The following is a 17416-nucleotide window of genomic DNA, read 5'->3' as shown; positions in this document are numbered from 1 at the left end:
AAAAATTATCTTTTATCCCCAAACAATGCTGCCGCCCCATAAATGCCGGCATCATTGCCCAGGGTCGCAGCTTTGATTTTCACCCTCTGCGCCGGCACAGCCAGTGCCAGGCGGGCCACTTTTTCCCGCAGGGGAGCAAGCAGCTGCTCCCCTGCCTTAACTACACCCCCGCCGATTAGAACCAGATCTGGGTTAAAGATATTGACCAGGCTGGCTACTCCAACTGCCAGGTAAGAAATATATCGATCCACTACTTCTATTGCCCTGGGGTCAGCTGCCACAGCCAGTTGCATCACTTCCCGGGCCTCCTTGACCGGCAAGCCAGCCTCCCGGCCCAGCCGCAGCAGAGCCGTGGCTGAAGCCAGAGTCTCCAGACAGCCGCGATTACCACAATTGCAGGCAGGGCCATCCAGCCAGATCACCATATGGCCCAGCTCGCCAGCAGTGCCATCCGGGCCCCGGAAGAGCTGACCGTTCAAGATAAGGCCACCCCCTACACCGGTACCCAGGGTCAGCATCAGCAGGTTATTTGCCCCCTGGCCAGCTCCCTGCCAGAACTCGCCCAGAGTGGCCAGATTAGCATCATTGTCCAATTTGACCGGTACACCCAGCAACTCTGTTAACCAGGTGGTCACGGGAACATTCCGCCAGCCCGGCAAGTTCGGGGAAAAAATGCATTCTCCCTGCGCGAAGTCATGCAGGCCAGGAGCGCCTACCCCTACCCCGGCCAGAGTATGCCCCTGGCCAAACTCTGTCACCAATTCCCGCACCAGGTCAGCAATCCGCACTACCACTGCCCTCGGCCCCGCTGCCGCCTGGGTGGGGATTTCCTTTTTTCCCAGCAACTCCCCCGCGGTGGTAAACAATCCGCCTTTAATGTTGGTCCCGCCCAGATCAATTCCTGCGATTACTTGCATGTCCCCGTTCTCCTCCTTTGTTCCAGATAAGCCAGCACCGTTTCCGGAGAGCGATTGAGGATTTGCTCCTCTTTTACTCCCTGCCGCTGGCACAAATCCCAGGCAGCGGTCAGTTCACCCACCCAGTCGGCATAGTGGCTGTCACTGCCCAGACTGATCAACACCCCGTATTCCGCCGCCAGACGGGCAATCGCGGCACAATTGGTAGCACTGCCTTTGCGGCTGCCGCCCAGGGAGCTGTTGTTGATTTCAATCGCCTTCCCGTAATGTTTGGCCCCCTGGACAATCACTTCCGGGTCGATCTGAAATTCGGGATTGCCCGGATGAACAATCACATCCACCAGGGGGTGGGCCATAGCTTTCAGCATGGCGTCAGTATTGGTCACAATTCCCTGGTCAGCAGGAAAACAGTAGGTATGAAAACCGGCCAGCACAATCTCCAGTTTGGCCAGATACTGGTCTGGCAGGTCCAGGGTCCCATCCAGCCCGATAATGTTAGCCTCCACACCTTTTAATACTCTCACCCCGTAAATGGTTTCCGGCAATACCCGCAGGTTACCGAAATGATAAAGATGGGGCCCCCCCGGCATGGCTGGACCATGATCGGTCAAAGCAAACATTTTCAACCCCTTGTCAGCAGCTGCCCGGGCCATTTCCTGCACGGTGCTGTAAGCATGGCCACTGGCAACACTATGGCAATGTAAATCCACCAACCAACGCATGGCCGGGATCTCCCCTTTCTATCTCTGCATGATCTCTTCCACCCATGCCCGCAGCACTTCCGCTACTCCCCAGGCCTGGGCAAAACAACCCCGGGGAGTGTGGGGATGGTCACCATCAAAAATTTCGGAAATGGTACCAACACCTGCTTCGAATAGATGGCCCCGGAAGGGCTCCAGCAATTTTTCAGCTATTTCCCGGCTGCTGGCATCATAGTTGTGCACTTTTCGCAGCGCTGTCAAAAAAGGGCCAATCAACCAGCTCCAGGCCGTTCCCTGGTGATAGGCTCCATCCCTTTTCCAGCGGTCACCGATGTATGTACTCTGATACCGGGGATGATCTGCCGCCAGGCTGCGCAGCCCGTAAGGGGTATACAAGGCCCGCCAAACCGCCCGCACCACCAGTTTCTGGCGAATAGGATCCAGCAATTGATGGGGTAAACTTACCGCCAGGATCTGATTGGGCCGCAAGGCTGGATCAGGGTTGCCTGCGGGATCAATCACATCATACAAATAGCCGCCCTCGGCATACCAGAATTTCGCATTAAAACTGCTGGCAGCTAACCTGGCCAATTCCTCCAGCTCCCTGGCGCTTTCTCCTTGCCTGCGAGCCAGCTCCGCCGCAATCTTGAGGGCATTATACCAGAGAGCATTGATTTCCACCGCTTTGCCCTCCCGGGGGGTTACCACCCAGTCCCCGACTTTGGCATCCATCCAGGTTAACTGGGTGCCACGACTGCCGGCAGTCAACAAGCCGTCCTCATCCATTTTAATATTATACCTGGTTCCTCGTTGATGCCAAGCCAGAATTTCCCGTAAAACGGGGTAAATTTCCTTGTAAACAAAAGAATAGTCACCAGTATATTCCAGATATTTAAAAACTGCCTGGAAATACCAGAGAGACGCATCCACCGTATTATAATCCGGCCGTTCCCCGCCATCAGGAAAACGATTGGGGATCAGCCCTTCCTCCAAATAGCGGGCAAATGTCTGCAACAATTCCCTGGCTACTTCAAAGCGCCTGGTGACCAGGGTCAAGCCCGGCAGGGCGATCATAGTATCCCTGCCCCAGTCGGTAAACCAGGGATAGCCGGCAATCACAGTGGCCGTGCCGGTGCTGGCCCGGCGGACAATAAACTGGTCTGCCGCCAGCACAAGGGCATTAAGCATTGGATGCTGATAGCCTGCCTGTTCCAGGAGGGCGGCAAGCCGCTTTTCTTCCCGAACCTGTAACAGGCGGGCGGAAGGCATTTCAGCTATCGGTTCGACTGAAGCCAGAATGGCCAATTCTCCATCTCCGTCCAGCTGAGCTATAAACTCCCCTGGCATGTAGTGGTCTTCAACAGATTCCAGCCCCCGTTCCTGCTCTATGCGGTAGAACATATTCTCGAACCAGTAGCCCGGACCGGCTTGCCAGCGACAGTTTTGTCCGCGCAGATAAAGGGCAGGAGCCTCCGGCCAGGCCTGTAACCTGACCTGTTCCGGCCCATCTTCCCGCTGCCAGGGCCAGGGACAGCGCCGCACATTCCCATGATAGTCCCGGCAATTGACTAAGGGGGTTATCCGTATTTCTACCTTTTCCCCGCTCCCATTCCAGACCCGATAGCGAACAACAGTGGTATTCTGACCATGGATCATAAAGACGATTTTCTCCAGCAACAGGTCCTCAATGGCATAGAGGAAACGGGGCAATGGTTCCCGGCTGAACTGCAACAAATAGTTTTGCCCCTGGGGATAAAAACCTCCCGTCGTCTCATTGACCCCAAGCAGATACTCCTTACCCCGCCAGATCACCTTTTCCTCCAGCTTGCTCAACAGCAGCAGGCGCTGGGTGGGGGGATTAAGGGAAGCGATTAATAATCCATGATAGCGCCTGGTATTGCAGCCTGTAATAGTGGAAGCCGCAAAACCGCCCAGACCATTGGTCACCAGCCATTCCTTATTTAGAGCCTGGTCTAAATCAGCCAGCTGGCTTTTGGGAAAATGGAGCATTATATCACCACCTGTAAAAAGTAGGCTGAGCTTAGTTTAGCCCAGCCTGACTTTATTATATCCCTAAAACTGACCTTTTTCCAGCAGATCCAGCACCGTTAAGACCAGCATGGCATGGGACCAGGTCAGGGGTACTACCCAGGCTGGCTGACCAGTTTCCCGATCCACCTGTTCCGGCAACAAGCCGGTAGCAGTCTGGTGGTCAACAGCCCAGTACAGCAGCTCTTTGGCCCGCTGGTAATTGCCCCGGGCCCCATGATACTGGGCCAGCCAGAGGGTGCAGAGAATCCAGGGATTCCCCCCGATATAATGGTCATTCTCGTAACGCTTGATTCCTCCCACCCTGGGTGAGGTCAGGAATTGCTCCACTGCTTGCGCCGTGGCTTCCACGCGGGGATCATCCGGTGGCAGGAAGGCAAAGGGAACTGTCAACCCCAGTAAAGAGACATCCACCACCGCATCTTCCTGCAGGCAGTAAATCATCTGTCCCCGCTCTCCTGGCAGGATAACTCCCTTTTCTCCCTGGCCAGTGCGCCATTGATACTCTTCCCGGTTGACACAGAGCTTGACTCCCCGCAAAAAGCGGTTATAGCCGGGATGCCAGAGCTTTTCCTGAATCCGCTGGCCCAGTTCCTCTGCTGCCTGTCTCCAGCGTTCCGCTTCCTCCTGATAGCCCAGAGTAGTTGCAGCATCAGCAGCGGCCATTAAACCAGCCCAGACTGCTACCGCCGAATAGGTGTGTTCCCCACAGCGTTCTTCCCAGAGATCAAAACTGGGTTGCGGCAGACCGGTTTCTGCATCCCTGAAGTTTATCAGGAACTCCGCCCCTTTCTTGAATGAGGGCCACATTTCTGCCAGAAAGGCCCGTTCCCGGTAAAGAGCATAATGCTGCCACATGCCCCAAAGTACCGAGCCGGTTTCATCGATCTGAAGACCCCAGTTTGGTGCAATCGCTCCATCCAGGTAATAGCGCTGCTCCCAGGAACCATCTGCATTCTGGGCCTTTGCTGCCCAGCGGTAAAAACGGGCGGCAGCTTCCTTATAACCGGCCCGGTCGATGGCATAAGTGATAAAGGCAGCATCCCGGCCCCAGCAATAGGCATAACCGCCACAGCGGGTAAAATCCTCATCAAATTCAGGAGCAGCGATCATGCTACCATGTTCCGCATCAGTCATCAGGGAAAAAACTATCAGGGAACGGCGATAGAGGGCATCCAGACGCTCATCCCCTGTCTGCACCGGTTTAGCCTGGGCCAAATATCCTTTCCAGTAGCTGCGGGTAGCAGCCAGCAAAGCTGCATAGCCTTCTTCCCGTGCCTTTTCCAGCTGAGCTAAAGCCAGCTCATAGGAAGGCCCCAGGGAAAGGAAAATCGTTATGGCATTACTATGCCCGGGGGCCAAAAGCCCCAGATCCCAGGCCATCGCCCCATCGGCCGCCATGGCATGCATAACAGGTGAGAGCTGGCCATTGTCGGCATTCATCATAGCGCCACCGCACTGGAATTGCTGAGCTGGCCGGTCTGCTGCCCAGAGAAAATGGTAATTTTGCTTGAACTGCCAGAGCGCTTCCGCTTGCGGGCGGAAAATGGTGGTATGGTAACGCCCATATTCCCCGATTTGCAGCTGAGAAAACAGCAGCAAGCGCAAGCGCTGATCTGCTGCACCGGTATTAGTGACCTGAAGATGGCGCACCAGCAAATCCCGGCCTGGGACAGCAAAATCGGTAATTTCGGCCTTGATGCTATTCTCGCTCCCCTGCAAGACGGTGACCAGGACTGCACTGTCCGGCAGATAATACTGGTGGCTCTGCCACTGGTCTTCATGGAACCAGCTAGTCCGGGGCTGGCCATCGATAGCCAGCCCCAGCCAGTTGCGGCCAATATTCTGGGGTGTATCGATACGGGGCCAGAACAGGCGCTCCAGTTCCGCCCGCTTGCCCAGAGAAGCAAGCAAACGGGAATTCCCGATTACAGCACTCATCAAATAGGGTTTCCTTTCCATTACTGCGACTCCTTCCCTTAACCTTTGGTTCCACCGGCAGTCAGACCGGAAATAAGGTATTTTTGGGCCCAGAAAAAGAAGATCACTACTGGCACGGTAATCAGAATAGCTCCTGCCGACATATAATGCCAGTCAGTATTGAATTCATTGACAAAAGTCCTTAAACCAACAGGTAAAGTGTAGAGTTCTTCCCTGTTCATGAAAGTCAGGGCATACATAAACTCATTCCAGGCTGTTACAAAGGAATAAAAGGCTGTTACTGCCAGGCCCGGCAGAGATAAGGGCAGTACAATCCGCCAGAAAGTACCGAAAGGAGTCAGACCGTCTACCCGAGCCGCTTCTTCCAGCTCCACCGGAATTGTATCAAAAAATCCTTTTAACATCCAGACACAAAAGGGCAGGCTGACGGTAGAATAAGCCAGCACCAGACCGGTATAGCTATTTAAGAGCCCATAGGATTTAATAATATTATATAATGGCACAATCAACAGGGAACCGGGAAACATTTGCGCAACCAGGAAAGAAAAAAGCCCGGTTTGTTTACCCAGAAATTCAAAGCGGCTGAAGGCATAGGCGGCAGTTGCAGCCAGGAACACTCCGACCAGGGTGGTAAGAAAAGCGATCAGCGCCGAGTTGACCAGCCAGGTCAAAAAGATATGATTTTTGAAAGTTAAAATGTACCGGTAATTGTCCAGAGTGGGATGTTCGGGTATAAAGCGAATAACATTGCTGAAAACTTCGCTTTCCGGTTTGAAGGAGGTAGAAAACACCCATACCACCGGAAAGACAGAAATTATGGAGGCCAGAGCCAGAATTATGTGTACCAGCAAATCAACCCAGCGTTTTGCTGTTTTTTTCTTCATCAGTAATACACCTTCTCTCCCGCATTCTTGAGCAGGCGATTGTAGAAAAAGCTGAAAGCCAGCAAAAAGCTCAGGATTATCACACCATAAGTTGCCGAAATCCCGAAATTCCAGTTCATAAATGCTTCCCGATAAGCATAGGTAACTAAAATCTCCGTCTGTTTGTAGGGGCCGCCACCGGTTATTAAATAAATAACATTAAACATATTGAAGGTCCAGATGACCCCCAGCAGCGTAGCAGTAAATGCTACCGGTTTCAACAGGGGTAAAGTGATATTCAGGAATTGCTGCCATTTGGAAGCGCCATCCACCTCTGCCGCTTCATATAGTTCTCTGGGTATGGACTGTAAGCCCCCCAGCAGGGTTACCATCATAAAGGGGACGCCCAGCCAGATATTGGTGATAATTACCGCAAACATGGCTGTCCACTTGTTGGAAAGCCAGGCGATCGGTTCAATTCCCAATTTACCCAGCATCAGGTTTATTATACCGTACTCGGCATTAAACATCCATTTCCAGGAAAAGGCGGATACAAAAGAGGGCACTGCCCAGGGAATAAGCATTAACATGCGGTAAATAGCTCTGCCCTTGAGCTTGCGATTGAGCAGCAAAGCCAGAAACAGACCTATGACAAAATGGAAAAAAACATTGGTAAAGGTCCAGATAAGAGTGTTAAGAGCTACATCCCAGAACTCTGAGTTCAAATTGCCCAGAAGTTTGCGATAATTGGCCAGCCCCACCCATTTCCATGAAGGGGCGACAAACTGGTTGCCCATGTTATACTGATTCATATCAGTGAAACTATAGGATGTACCCAGAATCAAGGGATAAAAGACCAGTACAGCCATGGCCAGTAGAGCCGGGGTCAGAAACAGATAGGCCAGCCAGCTCTGGCTCAGCTTTTTATTCATTGACTTAACCTCCTTCTCGCCAAGGAAGGGGAGAGGCCAACAGCAGTTGGCCTCTACTTGTTCAGCAATTTCTTCCAGGCGGCTGCTACATCATCCAGGGCCTGTTGTGGAGTCTTTTGTCCTTTCAATGCGGCCTGATAATTGGGAGTAAAGTCAGTATAGATTTGACCGCCTTCAGGAATTACCGGCCGGTTGGTAGCTTTTTCAATCACTGCTTTAAAATCAGAAACAATCCGGTTGTTCTTGACTTCCGGCAATTCATAAGCGGATTTCCTGGTAGGCAACAGATTATTTTTAACAGCGAATTTAGCCTGAGCTTCCCTGGAGTTGATAAATTCGATAAATTTATACGCTGCTTCCCGGTTTTTGGTATTAGCAGAAATCACATAGTTATGTCCACCGACAGGAGAACCGGTTTTACCTTCTGGACCGACAGGGATGGGCGCAATGCCCAGGTTATCAGGATCCTTGAATTCAGGACCGCTGAGGAGATCGGAAGTTGCCCAGGGACCATTTAAAATCATAGCATATTTACCGGTTTTAAAGCCCACCTGCATATTGTCATAGTCGTTGGCAAAATCGATTTCTTTGGGAACTACCCCGTATTTATCCCGTAAATCAATCATAAACTGCAAGCCTTTAACTGCCCCGGGAGTATTGACCAGAATGGTTTTGTCCTTAGAATCGATCAGCCCACCACCAAAGGCCCACATGAAGGGCTGATACCAGTAAGCATCTCCGCGATAGAAAAAGCCATAACGCCCTTTCTGCTTGTCGGTCAGTTTTTGAGCCACTTTAACCAGCTCGTCCATTGTTTTCGGCGGTTCAACCCCGGCTTCCTTCAACATGCGTTTATTGTAGAGCAGCGCCAGGGCATCGGTTACCTGGGGTACACCCCATATTTTGCCATTATATACATTGTAGTTGAAAGGCGCTTCCAGGTAATCTGCCTTATCTTCAGGCTTGATTAAATCATCAATAGGAGCAAGATAGCCGAGAGCGGCAAATTCAGGTGTCCAGGCTATTTCAGCTCGGAAAACATCGGGAGCATTCCCTGCCTGGGCCGCCACTTTAAATTTGTTCTGCGCATCCGCAAAGGGAACAGCTTGCATGTCCACCTTGATATCCGGGTTTTGGGCCTCGAATTCCTTCACGATTTCATTAATAGTCTGGGTTTCTTCCTGGTTAAAAGTATGCCAGAAACTGATGGTAACTTTTTCTCCACCCGGCTTATTCCCGGTCCTGGGCTCTTCGTTTTTGGCACAGCCAGTGACAAAACTGGATGCCAGCAATACAGTAGCCAGTCCTAAACTAAGGCTTTTCACAATTCCCTTCATATCCCTGTCCTCCTTCAAATCATTCATAAAATGGCCAGTTCAGTGTCAGGATCAAACAAGTGCAGGTGGTTCATGTCTACCGCCAGAGTTACCTTATCCCCCATGCGGTAAGGCTGGCGTGCCGCCACCCGGGCTGTCACCTCCTGTTCGCCTACCTTAAGATGCAGGTATATTTCCGCCCCTAACAGCTCCACCACTTCAACAGGTGCCTGCAGCTGACTGTCAGGGTAGGTTTCCAGTGCTACCGGTTCATCATGAATATGTTCCGGCCTGATGCCCATAATCACTTCTTTACCAGGATAGGCTCTGATTCCGTTCTGCTTACCCTCAGGCACCTTCAATTTCAGTCCCGGTGCAGTCAGCCAAATGTTTCCTTCCTCCTCTTTTACTACCACCTTCAGGAAGTTCATGCTGGGACTACCGATAAATCCAGCCACAAATTTATTCCGCGGCTGGCGATAAAGGTTCATGGGGGTGTCTACCTGCTGAATGACGCCATCTTTCATCACCACAATCCGGTCACCCATGGTCATGGCTTCTGTCTGGTCATGGGTAACATAAATAGTGGTAGTTTTCAGTCGTTGATGCAAACGGGTGATTTCCGCACGCATCTGTACCCGTAACTTGGCATCCAGGTTGGAAAGAGGCTCGTCCATCAGGAAAACAGCCGGTTCGCGAACAATAGCGCGTCCCATAGCTACCCGCTGGCGCTGACCACCTGACAAAGCTTTCGGCTTTCTGTCCAGCAAGTGCTCGATTTGCAGGATTTTCGCCACTTCTCGCACCCGCCTGTCAATCTCGTCTTTCGGCAATTTGCGCAGTTTCAGGCCAAAAGCCATGTTATCATAAACATTCATATGCGGATACAGAGCATAATTCTGGAAAACCATGGCAATATCGCGGTCTTTAGGGGGCAGTTCATTGACCAGACGGTCGCCAATATACAGCTCCCCTGCGGATATATCCTCCAGTCCAGCGATCATACGCAGGGTAGTAGACTTGCCGCAGCCTGATGGTCCCACAAAAACTACAAACTCCTGATCCTTGATTTCCAGATCAAAGTTGGAAACAACCTCCACTTCGCCATAGCGCTTGTAAACATTGCGCAAAATCACTTGAGCCATCAGTTTTTAGCCTCCTTTGCCGGAGCACAGGATTTGCGAATCACCAGTTCGGTCCTGATAAAATCATGTCCAGCTTTCCGGGCCGGGTTGCGTATCTTCTCGATCAAGAGTTCCGTTACCCGCACTCCCAGCTCATAGGTAAAAATCTCCACACTCGTTAAAGGCGGAGCCGTAAACCGGGCCATAGGGACATTATTAAACCCCACTACTGAAACATCCCGCGGTACTTTCATCCCCCGTTCCCTAACCGCCTGGATAGCACCGAAAGCCATCAGGTCATCCGCCACAACAACAGCCGTCAAATCAGGATGCCGGTCCAGCAGTTCCAGCATGGCCCGCTCTCCCCCTTCCTGGGTATACTCACCATGGGCTACCAGACTGCGGTCAAAACCGACCCCGAACTCCTGCAGAGCCTTTTTATACCCATCCAGACGATCCAGGCTGACTACAAACTCCAGCGACCCGATAATACAGCCGATCCGCCGGTGTCCTAATCCCAGCAAATATGCTGTGGCCTGATAAGCAGCTTCGATATTATCATTATCAACCCAGCACATATCCCAGTCATGCAACGGCTTGCCCACCAGAGCCGCAGGAAACTTGCGGGCCTGTAATTCCGCCCCCAGCTGGTTATCAACCCGGGATACCAGCAAGATTACGCCATCTACTCTGCGCCCTCTGACCATGCGCAGAACCGCTTCCTTTTCCTCCTGTTCCGTTTCCCCGGTAGCCAGCAGCAAGTCATAGCCTTCCCGCCTGGCCACCGAACTGATGCCACGGATTACTTCCGGAAAGAATGGGTTGAGGAATACCTCTTCGGCAGCCCGGGGCATAACCAGGCCAATAGTTTCCGTACTGCGTGTCACCAGATTGCGGGCTACCAGGTTGGGATGATACCCCAGCTCTTTCATGGCCTGCAAAACCCGCTGCCTGGTTTCCTCACTGATTTTGGGGTTATTGGCCAGCACTCTGGAAACAGTAGATGGATTCACCCCTGCCAGTTTAGCTACATCTTTTATTGTTGGCGCCACATATCCACCTCCTAAGCAAACGTTTGCATGTGCAATCGTTTGCCCAAGCTTTGTTTTCATTATACCCCTTTCAAAACGATTTGACAAGAGGAAAATAAAAAAGAGCTTCTCTCAGAAGCCCCCGTATTGCTGTACTGCCGCTGAACCGTATCCATCCTATTTCCGCCTCCGCCGCCAGTTGGCCAGATTGAACCCGATCAGCAGCAACAGTATCAAAAACGCCAGGATAGCTGCAACATAGACCGGAAAATAAATGTTCCAGGGATATTTTTTCAGAATAGCATTCCCTTTTTCTCTAACTGCCAGTACCAGGCGATCAAACCAGGTGTATTTTTTTATGCTCACCGGCTGTTCCGGGTGGACAGGCTTAACCACTGCCAGTCGCTGTTTTTCCACACTGTAAGAGCCCAGCTGACTGCTCTGAGAGTTTTCACCCGTGGCCGGAGCCAGAACATCCAGAACATTGGGGTCCAGATTGGTATCGGTACCCCCACCAAATTGCCATTCCGTAGCTTTGGCCAGTACAGGCCGCCAGCCATCGGGACCGATGGGATCCTGACTGCCGATGAGGACATAATAATACCAGGTCTCGGGATGCTCATCCAGGGCCTCCCTGGGGATGACAGCCTCTACCGTTTTCCCATCTGTTGCCCGCCGGAACAGCAGGCCCTGGCGCCGTCCTGGTTCAGTCTTGCGCTGGTTCCAGTAATAAACCGCCCCTTTATGCCAGCCGGTAACATCGATAAAGTACTCCCAGCCATGGCGGGGGTCAAAGTCCACATAGGCCCCTTCCCGCCAGGTTTCAGAACGGCCTTGATTGGGCTGGCTGTCTATGTAAAGAGCAATCCGCTGATGACTAAACCCTTCCGGCGCTCCCCAGGGGTTGGACAGCTTTTCGGCAAAGGTAAAATAAAAATAATAACTGGAATCATCCACTTCCACGCGAAAGGTGGTCAGGTCATAGAGCCCATGCCGGGGATCAAATACCGGTCCCTTTGGATAGACATAGGTTCCCGGGCCCCGGTCATCCCCCCGGGGATCTTCCATTTGAAACAGCACCTGCCGCGGGACTGCATTAGCAGCTGCCGACTTGCTGCTTGCCAGCCCTAACAGCAGGAAAAACACCAGAAACACAGAAAAACGTCGCATATTATTCCCCCTCATGCAAGGAGAGGGCTGCCAGCCGCCGGGTCAATTCCAGGGCCGCATTATGGCCCAGCAACTTGAGCCGGAAATTCATGGCGGCCACTTCAATGATGCTGGCAATATTGCGTCCAGGACGAACGGGAATAGTGATCCCGGGGATTTCATTGCCCAGCAGCTTAACTTTTTCCTCATCCAGGCCCAGGCGGTCATAATATTTACCTTCCTGCCACTCTTCCAGACGGATAGCCATATGAATGGTCTGCTCGATCCGCACTGCCCCTGCCCCGAAGAGAGTCCGGATATCCAGAATCCCCAGGCCGCGAATCTCCAGCAGATGTCTGACCACCTCCGGCGCCCGTCCCGAGAGGCGTTCCCCGATTTTAATCACTTCTACCGCATCATCAGCAACCAGGCGATGGCCCCTTTTCACCAGTTCCAGAGCTGTCTCACTCTTGCCAATGCCACTTTCCCCGGTAATCAGGACCCCAACGCCATGGACATCCACCAGCACCCCGTGGATGGTGGCACTGGGAGCCAGTCTTTCTTCAAGAAAATCGGTAAGTCGACTGATAAAACTGGTAGTTGGTTGCGGAGTGCGCAACAGGGGGATCCTCTTTTCCCGGGCCGCTTCCAGCCAGGTTGGCTCGATTTCAATGCCCCTGGTAATAATCAGGCAGGGAAAATACAGACTCAGCAAAACATTCCAGCGCTGCCAGGCTTCTTCGGCTGGCAGGGTGCCCAGGTAGGCAAACTCGGTAGTACCCAGTACCTGAATGCGCTGATGGTCAAAATGCTGCAAAAAGCCGGCCAGCACCAGGCCCGGCCGATTGATGTCCGCCACCTTCAGCTTGCGCCCTAACTCCTCTTCTCCGCTTAATACCTCAAGGCCCAGGGCCTTGATCAGATCCCGTACTTTGAGTTCAACCATTAAATCCACCTGCAACCAGCTGGGCCAGAGTCTCCACCGCAGCCTCTTCATCCTCGCCCTGGGCTTCAATGGTCAAATAGCTTCCCTTCTTGGCCGCCAGGGTCATCAAACCCAGAATGCTCTTGCCATCAACTTCATGATTGTCTTTGCTCACCTTGATCTGACTTTTGAAACGGCTGGCAGTCTGGACAAACAGGGCTGCCGGCCTGGCATGTAAGCCCATTTCATTGGTGATTTCGACTGTAACCTTTGCCATTTTTACTTCCCCCTCACTGCTTCAGTATTCCATTCCATTCTATCGAAAACCGTCTTTTTTCACAAGACAAAACGGTGAATTGCCTCTGCTACTCCATCATCATCATTGGCCAGAGTGACATAATCGGCGATAGCCTTGACTTCCGGTTTGGCATTGCCCATGGCCACCCCGATCCCTGCCAGCTCAATCATATCCAGGTCATTGAAACTGTCCCCGATAGCCATGGCGTCCTTTAACTCCAGGTCCAGATAGCGGCAAAGGGCAATTAGGGCCTGGCCCTTACTGGCTTCCGGATGGGTGAACTCCAGATAATGATCCTTGGATTTGGCCAGCTGCACTTTGCCCTGCCAGCGGGGGCGCAAGGCTGCCGCCAGCTGGTCCAGCCGTTCCGGTTCAGCGATGAGCAGAATTTTGCTGGGTCCCTGACCGCTGGCCAGAATCCTGCCCCGCAAATCCTCTTCCACCGTGTAGGGAACCCGGGCCAGTTGACTGTATGCTTCTGCCTCTGCTGTCGCCTTTTCCACATAGAGGTGGTCATCCAGATAGATATTGGCATGAATCCCTTCTTCCCGGGCCAGGGTGATGATTTCCGCCGCCATTTCCGGCGGCAGGGGGCAGTGCCAGAGCTCTTCCCCGCTCAGCCCGGATTTGATCAAAGCCCCTTGATAGGTGATCAAGGGCAGATCCAGTCCCAGTTCCAGGGCATAGGGCCGGGCGGAACGGTACATCCGGCCCGTGGCCAGAGTTACCGCCACCCCCCGGGCACTGGCGGCCTTAATAGCCGCCTGGGCCCGGGGGGAAATAGTACAGTCAGTTCGCAAGAGGGTATCATCCAGATCGATTGCTATTAATTTTACCAAGACTATTCCTCCTATTCCACCAGAGCATTGGCAATGGAACTGATAAATGATAACACAATCGCTCCCAGCAAAGCCGGAATGAAACCAGCTACATCAAATCCTTTCACCACTGAACCTACCAGATAGAGCATCATGCCATTGACCACCAGGGTAAAAATCCCCAGAGTCAGAATATTGAGGGGCAGAGTCAATAACAGCACCAGCGGCCTGATCACTGCATTGACTATGCCCAGCACCAGCACTGCGATCAAAGCCGCACCGAAACCACGCACTTCAATCCCTTCAATCAAATAGGCGGTGAGCATCAAGGACAGAGCATTGATTCCCCAGCGAATTAACAAACCGGTCATCTTTTCACCTCCCGCTCAACTGTTTTATCCTTAAGAAATTCGGCACTTGCCGCTGATTTCCTGCCTGTATTGTTAATTCTCGGCCTCCCAGCGCCGCAGCCATTCCCACAAAGCCTGGGCCACCTGCTGATTCATACCAGGGACAGCTGCCAGCTCCTCCACCGTTGCCGCCCGGATTTTGGCCAGAGAGCCGAAATGTTTGTATAAAGCCTGTTTGCGCTTGCTGCCTATACCCGGCACTTCTTCCAGCACACTCCGCAAATTGCGCTGAGTCCGCAATTTGCGGTGGTAAGTCAGGGCAAAGCGATGGGCTTCATCCCGGATGCGCTGCAGGAGGTAGAGCCCCTGGGACTGCCGTGGCAGGATGATGGGCTCAGACTGGTGGGGAGCAAACAGCCATTCTTCTTCTTTAGCCAGGCCAAAGGTAGGGATATGGCCAAATCCCAGCTCCTCCATTACCCGCCGGGCAGCAGCGAGCTGACCTTTGCCCCCATCGACAATCAGCAAATCCGGGAGCTGGGCGAATTTCTCATCCCCCTTGCGGGCCCGTTCCAGCCGCCGGCGCAGCACCTCAGCCATGGAAGCAAAATCATCGGGACCGATTACTGTCTTGATTTTGAAACGGCGATAACATTCAGGAGCAGGTTTCCCATCGAGGAAAACCACCATCGACCCTACCGATTCGCTACCCTGGGTGTTGGAAATATCATAGCACTCGATGCGCCGGGGTGGAGTTGCCAGTCCCAGGGCCTGAGCCAGTTCCTTCAACCCCTGTTCTCTGGTTTCCCGCTCTTTCAGAATGGCCGCTTCCTTCAGTTCCAGTTCCTGAACGGCATTTTTGTGGGCCATTTCCGTCAGGGCTTTTTTCTCCCCCCGCCGGGGCACCAGCAGTTCCACCTTTTTCCCCCGTCGGGCCTGCAGCCATTGTTCAATCACTTCTCTTTCCTCTTCCGGGACCCCCTCGGCCAGAATCACTTCCCCGGGAATAAACTGGGCCTGGCTATAGTATTGCTTGACCAGGGCCGCCATGATTTCCTCCCGGCTATATCCCTGGATATCTCCCAGGAAAAACACCTCCCGCCCCAGTAAAGTACCATGGCGGATCAGCAAAATCACCCCGCAGGTTTCCCAGATTCCCCGGGCTACCGCCAGCACATCCCGGTCCCCGCCGCCAGGGGTGAGCATCTTCTGTTTTTCGCCCAGGATCTCCAGAGCCTTGATCTGGTCCCGCAAACGGGCAGCCCGTTCGAAATCCCATTTTTCCGCCGCCTTGTTCATCTCCTGTTGCAATTGTTTAATCAGGTGGCTGTATTTCCCTTCCAGAAACAACAATACATCTTCCACCGTCCGCAGGTATTGCTCCCGGCTGATCTCCCCGCTGCAGGGAGCTGAACAGCGGCGAATGTGAAATTGCAGACAGGGGCGGCTGCGTTCCGTCAAGGTGCTACCGGGACAGGAACGCAGGGGAAAGAGTTTTTTCAGTAAATGCAAAGTCTCCTTAACCGCCCCGGCATGGACATAGGGGCCAAAGTAACGGGCCCCGTCGCGCTCGACCTTGCGGACATAAAGCACCCGGGGATATCGCTCCTGGACTGTAACCTTTATATAAGGGTAGTGTTTATCATCCTTGAGCAGAACATTATAACGGGGGCGATATTTCTTGATCAGGTTGCATTCCAGCATCAGGGCATCCACTTCGGTATCGGTGATGATATATTCCAGGTCAGCGATCTGTTCCACCATGGCCCTGACCTTTTCCGTCTGGTTGGCAGTGGATTGAAAATAAGAGCGCACCCGGTTTTTCAGAACCCGTGCCTTGCCAACATAGATAACCTGCCCCCCGGCATTTTTCATCAGATAGACTCCAGGCTGTTCCGGCAAATGTTCCAGTTTGTGTTGCAATTCAGGCCGCATTTTCTCTCCTGGTTCAAAAAACTTGACTGTTTTTATCTCCAGCCAAGTTGGCCCCCAGACCAGGATTTCGCCTCCTTTCCGAATACTTGCTTTGCCCCCGCGGGGCAGGGCGACAGGGGACCTCGGCCCGGGAGTTCCACCCGGACGGGAGTACTGCACCGGTTTTTGCTGACCTCCCGGTGGGAGTATAACTCCGCCTCCCGCGTCCTGTTAGGACGCCTACCGGTTTGTCCGACACCGGCTAAACGGGGTCACCGTACGGACAGGGCCAATAACTTCAGGTCAGGCCAGACGGAGTTATACGCCTCCTGCTCACTCTGGGCAAGCCCGTTATGCACAGGAAGCCTCTCCTCCAGCCGCCTCAAGCAGACCCTGACCCTACGGGTCATCCCTTTTCCTTCCCCAGGTCTATCAGGATTAACCTTCCGGGTCAGGTTTTGCTTGATTTGCGATACCAGTTGCCTGAGTTCTATAGTCACCCGTTCCCTGAACCCCATTGCCCGACGACCTATAACCAGTGCCGCCGCGCAATGCACCGGAACGGCGTAACGTTTCATATACTTCCAGTAACCTATGGTTGAAGTATGCCGGGGTGATACTAACTTGAAAGGCACCCCTTCTTTTGTCGCTATCCGATACATTGCTCCTACCATTTTCGCAAATGGAAAATTGGAAGCCATGCGGTTAAACTTTTTATTAGTGTCCAGCCTGTCTTTGCCAAAGTTCAGGTTTTCTAAAACAATGGGTTTGCCTAAAAAGAAAGCTATATCTACCACTACTTTGGCTAAAACGCCTATCAGGTAGCTACGCCGGAAGCTGGAAGCATGGGCTAAGTCTGGTATTCTGATATAAAGAAAGCCGTTCGGGTAAGGGATAACCTGAAACTCTCCTTCGTACTTGCCCAGGTTGCCGGGATAAGGAATATTAAAACCCTCCGGCCACGGTTCCGGCTGGCCAGAAGCGCTAACGTTACACAGGGCTACCCCATCAGGGTTTGTGTCTATAGCCAGACAACCTTTAGCAAAGTCCGGTTCCTGCACCCTGACCACTTCAAATGTCAAATGTAC

Annotated in this window: 16 protein-coding genes; all 16 read right to left on the bottom strand. The window is 52.8% G+C overall.

What is annotated here, in order from left to right; translation table 11 throughout:
- Nucleotides 1-5: 5 nt before the first annotated feature.
- The gene (locus ULO1_RS12195; RefSeq protein WP_079906772.1) at nucleotides 6-917 is read right to left on the bottom strand and encodes an ROK family protein; all 912 of its coding nucleotides are present in this window, start codon (nucleotides 915-917) and stop codon (nucleotides 6-8) included.
- On the bottom strand, nucleotides 908-1639 hold the full coding sequence (locus ULO1_RS12190) for a phosphatase (RefSeq protein WP_078666003.1): 732 nt from the start codon (nucleotides 1637-1639) through the stop codon (nucleotides 908-910). The genes ULO1_RS12195 and ULO1_RS12190 overlap by 10 nt, the downstream gene beginning before the upstream one ends.
- 18 nt (nucleotides 1640-1657) lie before the next feature.
- Nucleotides 1658-3628 (bottom strand): amylo-alpha-1,6-glucosidase, encoded by a 1971-nt coding sequence (locus ULO1_RS12185; RefSeq protein ID WP_079906770.1) that lies wholly within the window; start codon nucleotides 3626-3628, stop codon nucleotides 1658-1660.
- 63 nt (nucleotides 3629-3691) lie between these two features.
- Entirely contained in the window at nucleotides 3692-5629 is a 1938-nt protein-coding gene (locus tag ULO1_RS12180; protein ID WP_079906769.1) for a glycoside hydrolase family 15 protein, read from the bottom strand.
- A 17-nt stretch (nucleotides 5630-5646) separates the two neighbouring features.
- Complete coding sequence (locus ULO1_RS12175) at nucleotides 5647-6492, bottom strand: sugar ABC transporter permease (protein ID WP_079933673.1); 846 nt, start codon at nucleotides 6490-6492, stop codon at nucleotides 5647-5649.
- Nucleotides 6492-7403, bottom strand: coding sequence for a carbohydrate ABC transporter permease (locus ULO1_RS12170; protein WP_079933672.1), 912 nt, complete (start codon nucleotides 7401-7403; stop codon nucleotides 6492-6494). The genes ULO1_RS12175 and ULO1_RS12170 overlap by 1 nt, the downstream gene beginning before the upstream one ends.
- A gap of 53 nt (nucleotides 7404-7456) precedes the next feature.
- On the bottom strand, nucleotides 7457-8740 hold the full coding sequence (locus ULO1_RS12165; protein ID WP_159071799.1) for an extracellular solute-binding protein: 1284 nt from the start codon (nucleotides 8738-8740) through the stop codon (nucleotides 7457-7459).
- Nucleotides 8741-8763: 23 nt separating this feature from the next.
- Entirely contained in the window at nucleotides 8764-9864 is a 1101-nt protein-coding gene (locus tag ULO1_RS12160; RefSeq protein WP_079933671.1) for an ABC transporter ATP-binding protein, read from the bottom strand.
- The gene (locus ULO1_RS12155) at nucleotides 9864-10895 is read right to left on the bottom strand and encodes a LacI family DNA-binding transcriptional regulator (RefSeq protein WP_078666010.1); all 1032 of its coding nucleotides are present in this window, start codon (nucleotides 10893-10895) and stop codon (nucleotides 9864-9866) included. Before ULO1_RS12155 ends, ULO1_RS12160 begins: the two co-directional genes overlap by 1 nt.
- Before the next feature lie 156 nt (nucleotides 10896-11051).
- On the bottom strand, nucleotides 11052-12044 hold the full coding sequence (locus tag ULO1_RS12150) for a glucodextranase DOMON-like domain-containing protein (RefSeq protein ID WP_159446900.1): 993 nt from the start codon (nucleotides 12042-12044) through the stop codon (nucleotides 11052-11054).
- 1 nt (nucleotide 12045) lies between these two features.
- Entirely contained in the window at nucleotides 12046-12969 is a 924-nt protein-coding gene (gene hprK, locus ULO1_RS12145) for an HPr(Ser) kinase/phosphatase (protein WP_078666012.1), read from the bottom strand.
- Complete coding sequence (locus ULO1_RS12140) at nucleotides 12962-13225, bottom strand: HPr family phosphocarrier protein (protein ID WP_078666013.1); 264 nt, start codon at nucleotides 13223-13225, stop codon at nucleotides 12962-12964. Before ULO1_RS12140 ends, hprK begins: the two co-directional genes overlap by 8 nt.
- Nucleotides 13226-13284: 59 nt before the next feature.
- Nucleotides 13285-14085, bottom strand: a complete 801-nt coding sequence (locus tag ULO1_RS12135; protein ID WP_278308237.1) for a Cof-type HAD-IIB family hydrolase — start codon at nucleotides 14083-14085, stop codon at nucleotides 13285-13287.
- A gap of 11 nt (nucleotides 14086-14096) precedes the next feature.
- Nucleotides 14097-14435, bottom strand: coding sequence for a phage holin family protein (locus ULO1_RS12130; RefSeq protein WP_078666015.1), 339 nt, complete (start codon nucleotides 14433-14435; stop codon nucleotides 14097-14099).
- A gap of 72 nt (nucleotides 14436-14507) precedes the next feature.
- Entirely contained in the window at nucleotides 14508-16508 is a 2001-nt protein-coding gene (uvrC, locus tag ULO1_RS12125; RefSeq protein WP_307167975.1) for an excinuclease ABC subunit UvrC, read from the bottom strand.
- Between the two features lie 92 nt (nucleotides 16509-16600).
- Nucleotides 16601-17416 (bottom strand): IS200/IS605 family accessory protein TnpB-related protein (locus ULO1_RS12120; protein WP_143325462.1); only part of this gene is annotated, 816 nt, incomplete at its 5' end.

Source organism: Carboxydocella sp. ULO1, assembly GCF_002049255.1.
GTDB lineage: Bacteria > Bacillota.
Note: the sequence above shows the minus strand (reverse complement) of the source record. Positions and strands in the feature narration are given on the sequence as shown.

Coding starts and splice junctions, on each gene's coding strand:
- ULO1_RS12195 (WP_079906772.1), bottom strand. CDS start 917: ATGCAAGTAATCGCAGGAATTGATCTGGGCGGGACCAACATTAAAGGC.
- ULO1_RS12190 (WP_078666003.1), bottom strand. CDS start 1,639: ATGCGTTGGTTGGTGGATTTACATTGCCATAGTGTTGCCAGTGGCCAT.
- ULO1_RS12185 (WP_079906770.1), bottom strand. CDS start 3,628: ATGCTCCATTTTCCCAAAAGCCAGCTGGCTGATTTAGACCAGGCTCTA.
- ULO1_RS12180 (WP_079906769.1), bottom strand. CDS start 5,629: ATGGAAAGGAAACCCTATTTGATGAGTGCTGTAATCGGGAATTCCCGT.
- ULO1_RS12175 (WP_079933673.1), bottom strand. CDS start 6,492: ATGAAGAAAAAAACAGCAAAACGCTGGGTTGATTTGCTGGTACACATA.
- ULO1_RS12170 (WP_079933672.1), bottom strand. CDS start 7,403: ATGAATAAAAAGCTGAGCCAGAGCTGGCTGGCCTATCTGTTTCTGACC.
- ULO1_RS12165 (WP_159071799.1), bottom strand. CDS start 8,740: ATGAAGGGAATTGTGAAAAGCCTTAGTTTAGGACTGGCTACTGTATTG.
- ULO1_RS12160 (WP_079933671.1), bottom strand. CDS start 9,864: ATGGCTCAAGTGATTTTGCGCAATGTTTACAAGCGCTATGGCGAAGTG.
- ULO1_RS12150 (WP_159446900.1), bottom strand. CDS start 12,044: ATGCGACGTTTTTCTGTGTTTCTGGTGTTTTTCCTGCTGTTAGGGCTG.
- hprK (WP_078666012.1), bottom strand. CDS start 12,969: ATGGTTGAACTCAAAGTACGGGATCTGATCAAGGCCCTGGGCCTTGAG.
- ULO1_RS12140 (WP_078666013.1), bottom strand. CDS start 13,225: ATGGCAAAGGTTACAGTCGAAATCACCAATGAAATGGGCTTACATGCC.
- ULO1_RS12130 (WP_078666015.1), bottom strand. CDS start 14,435: ATGACCGGTTTGTTAATTCGCTGGGGAATCAATGCTCTGTCCTTGATG.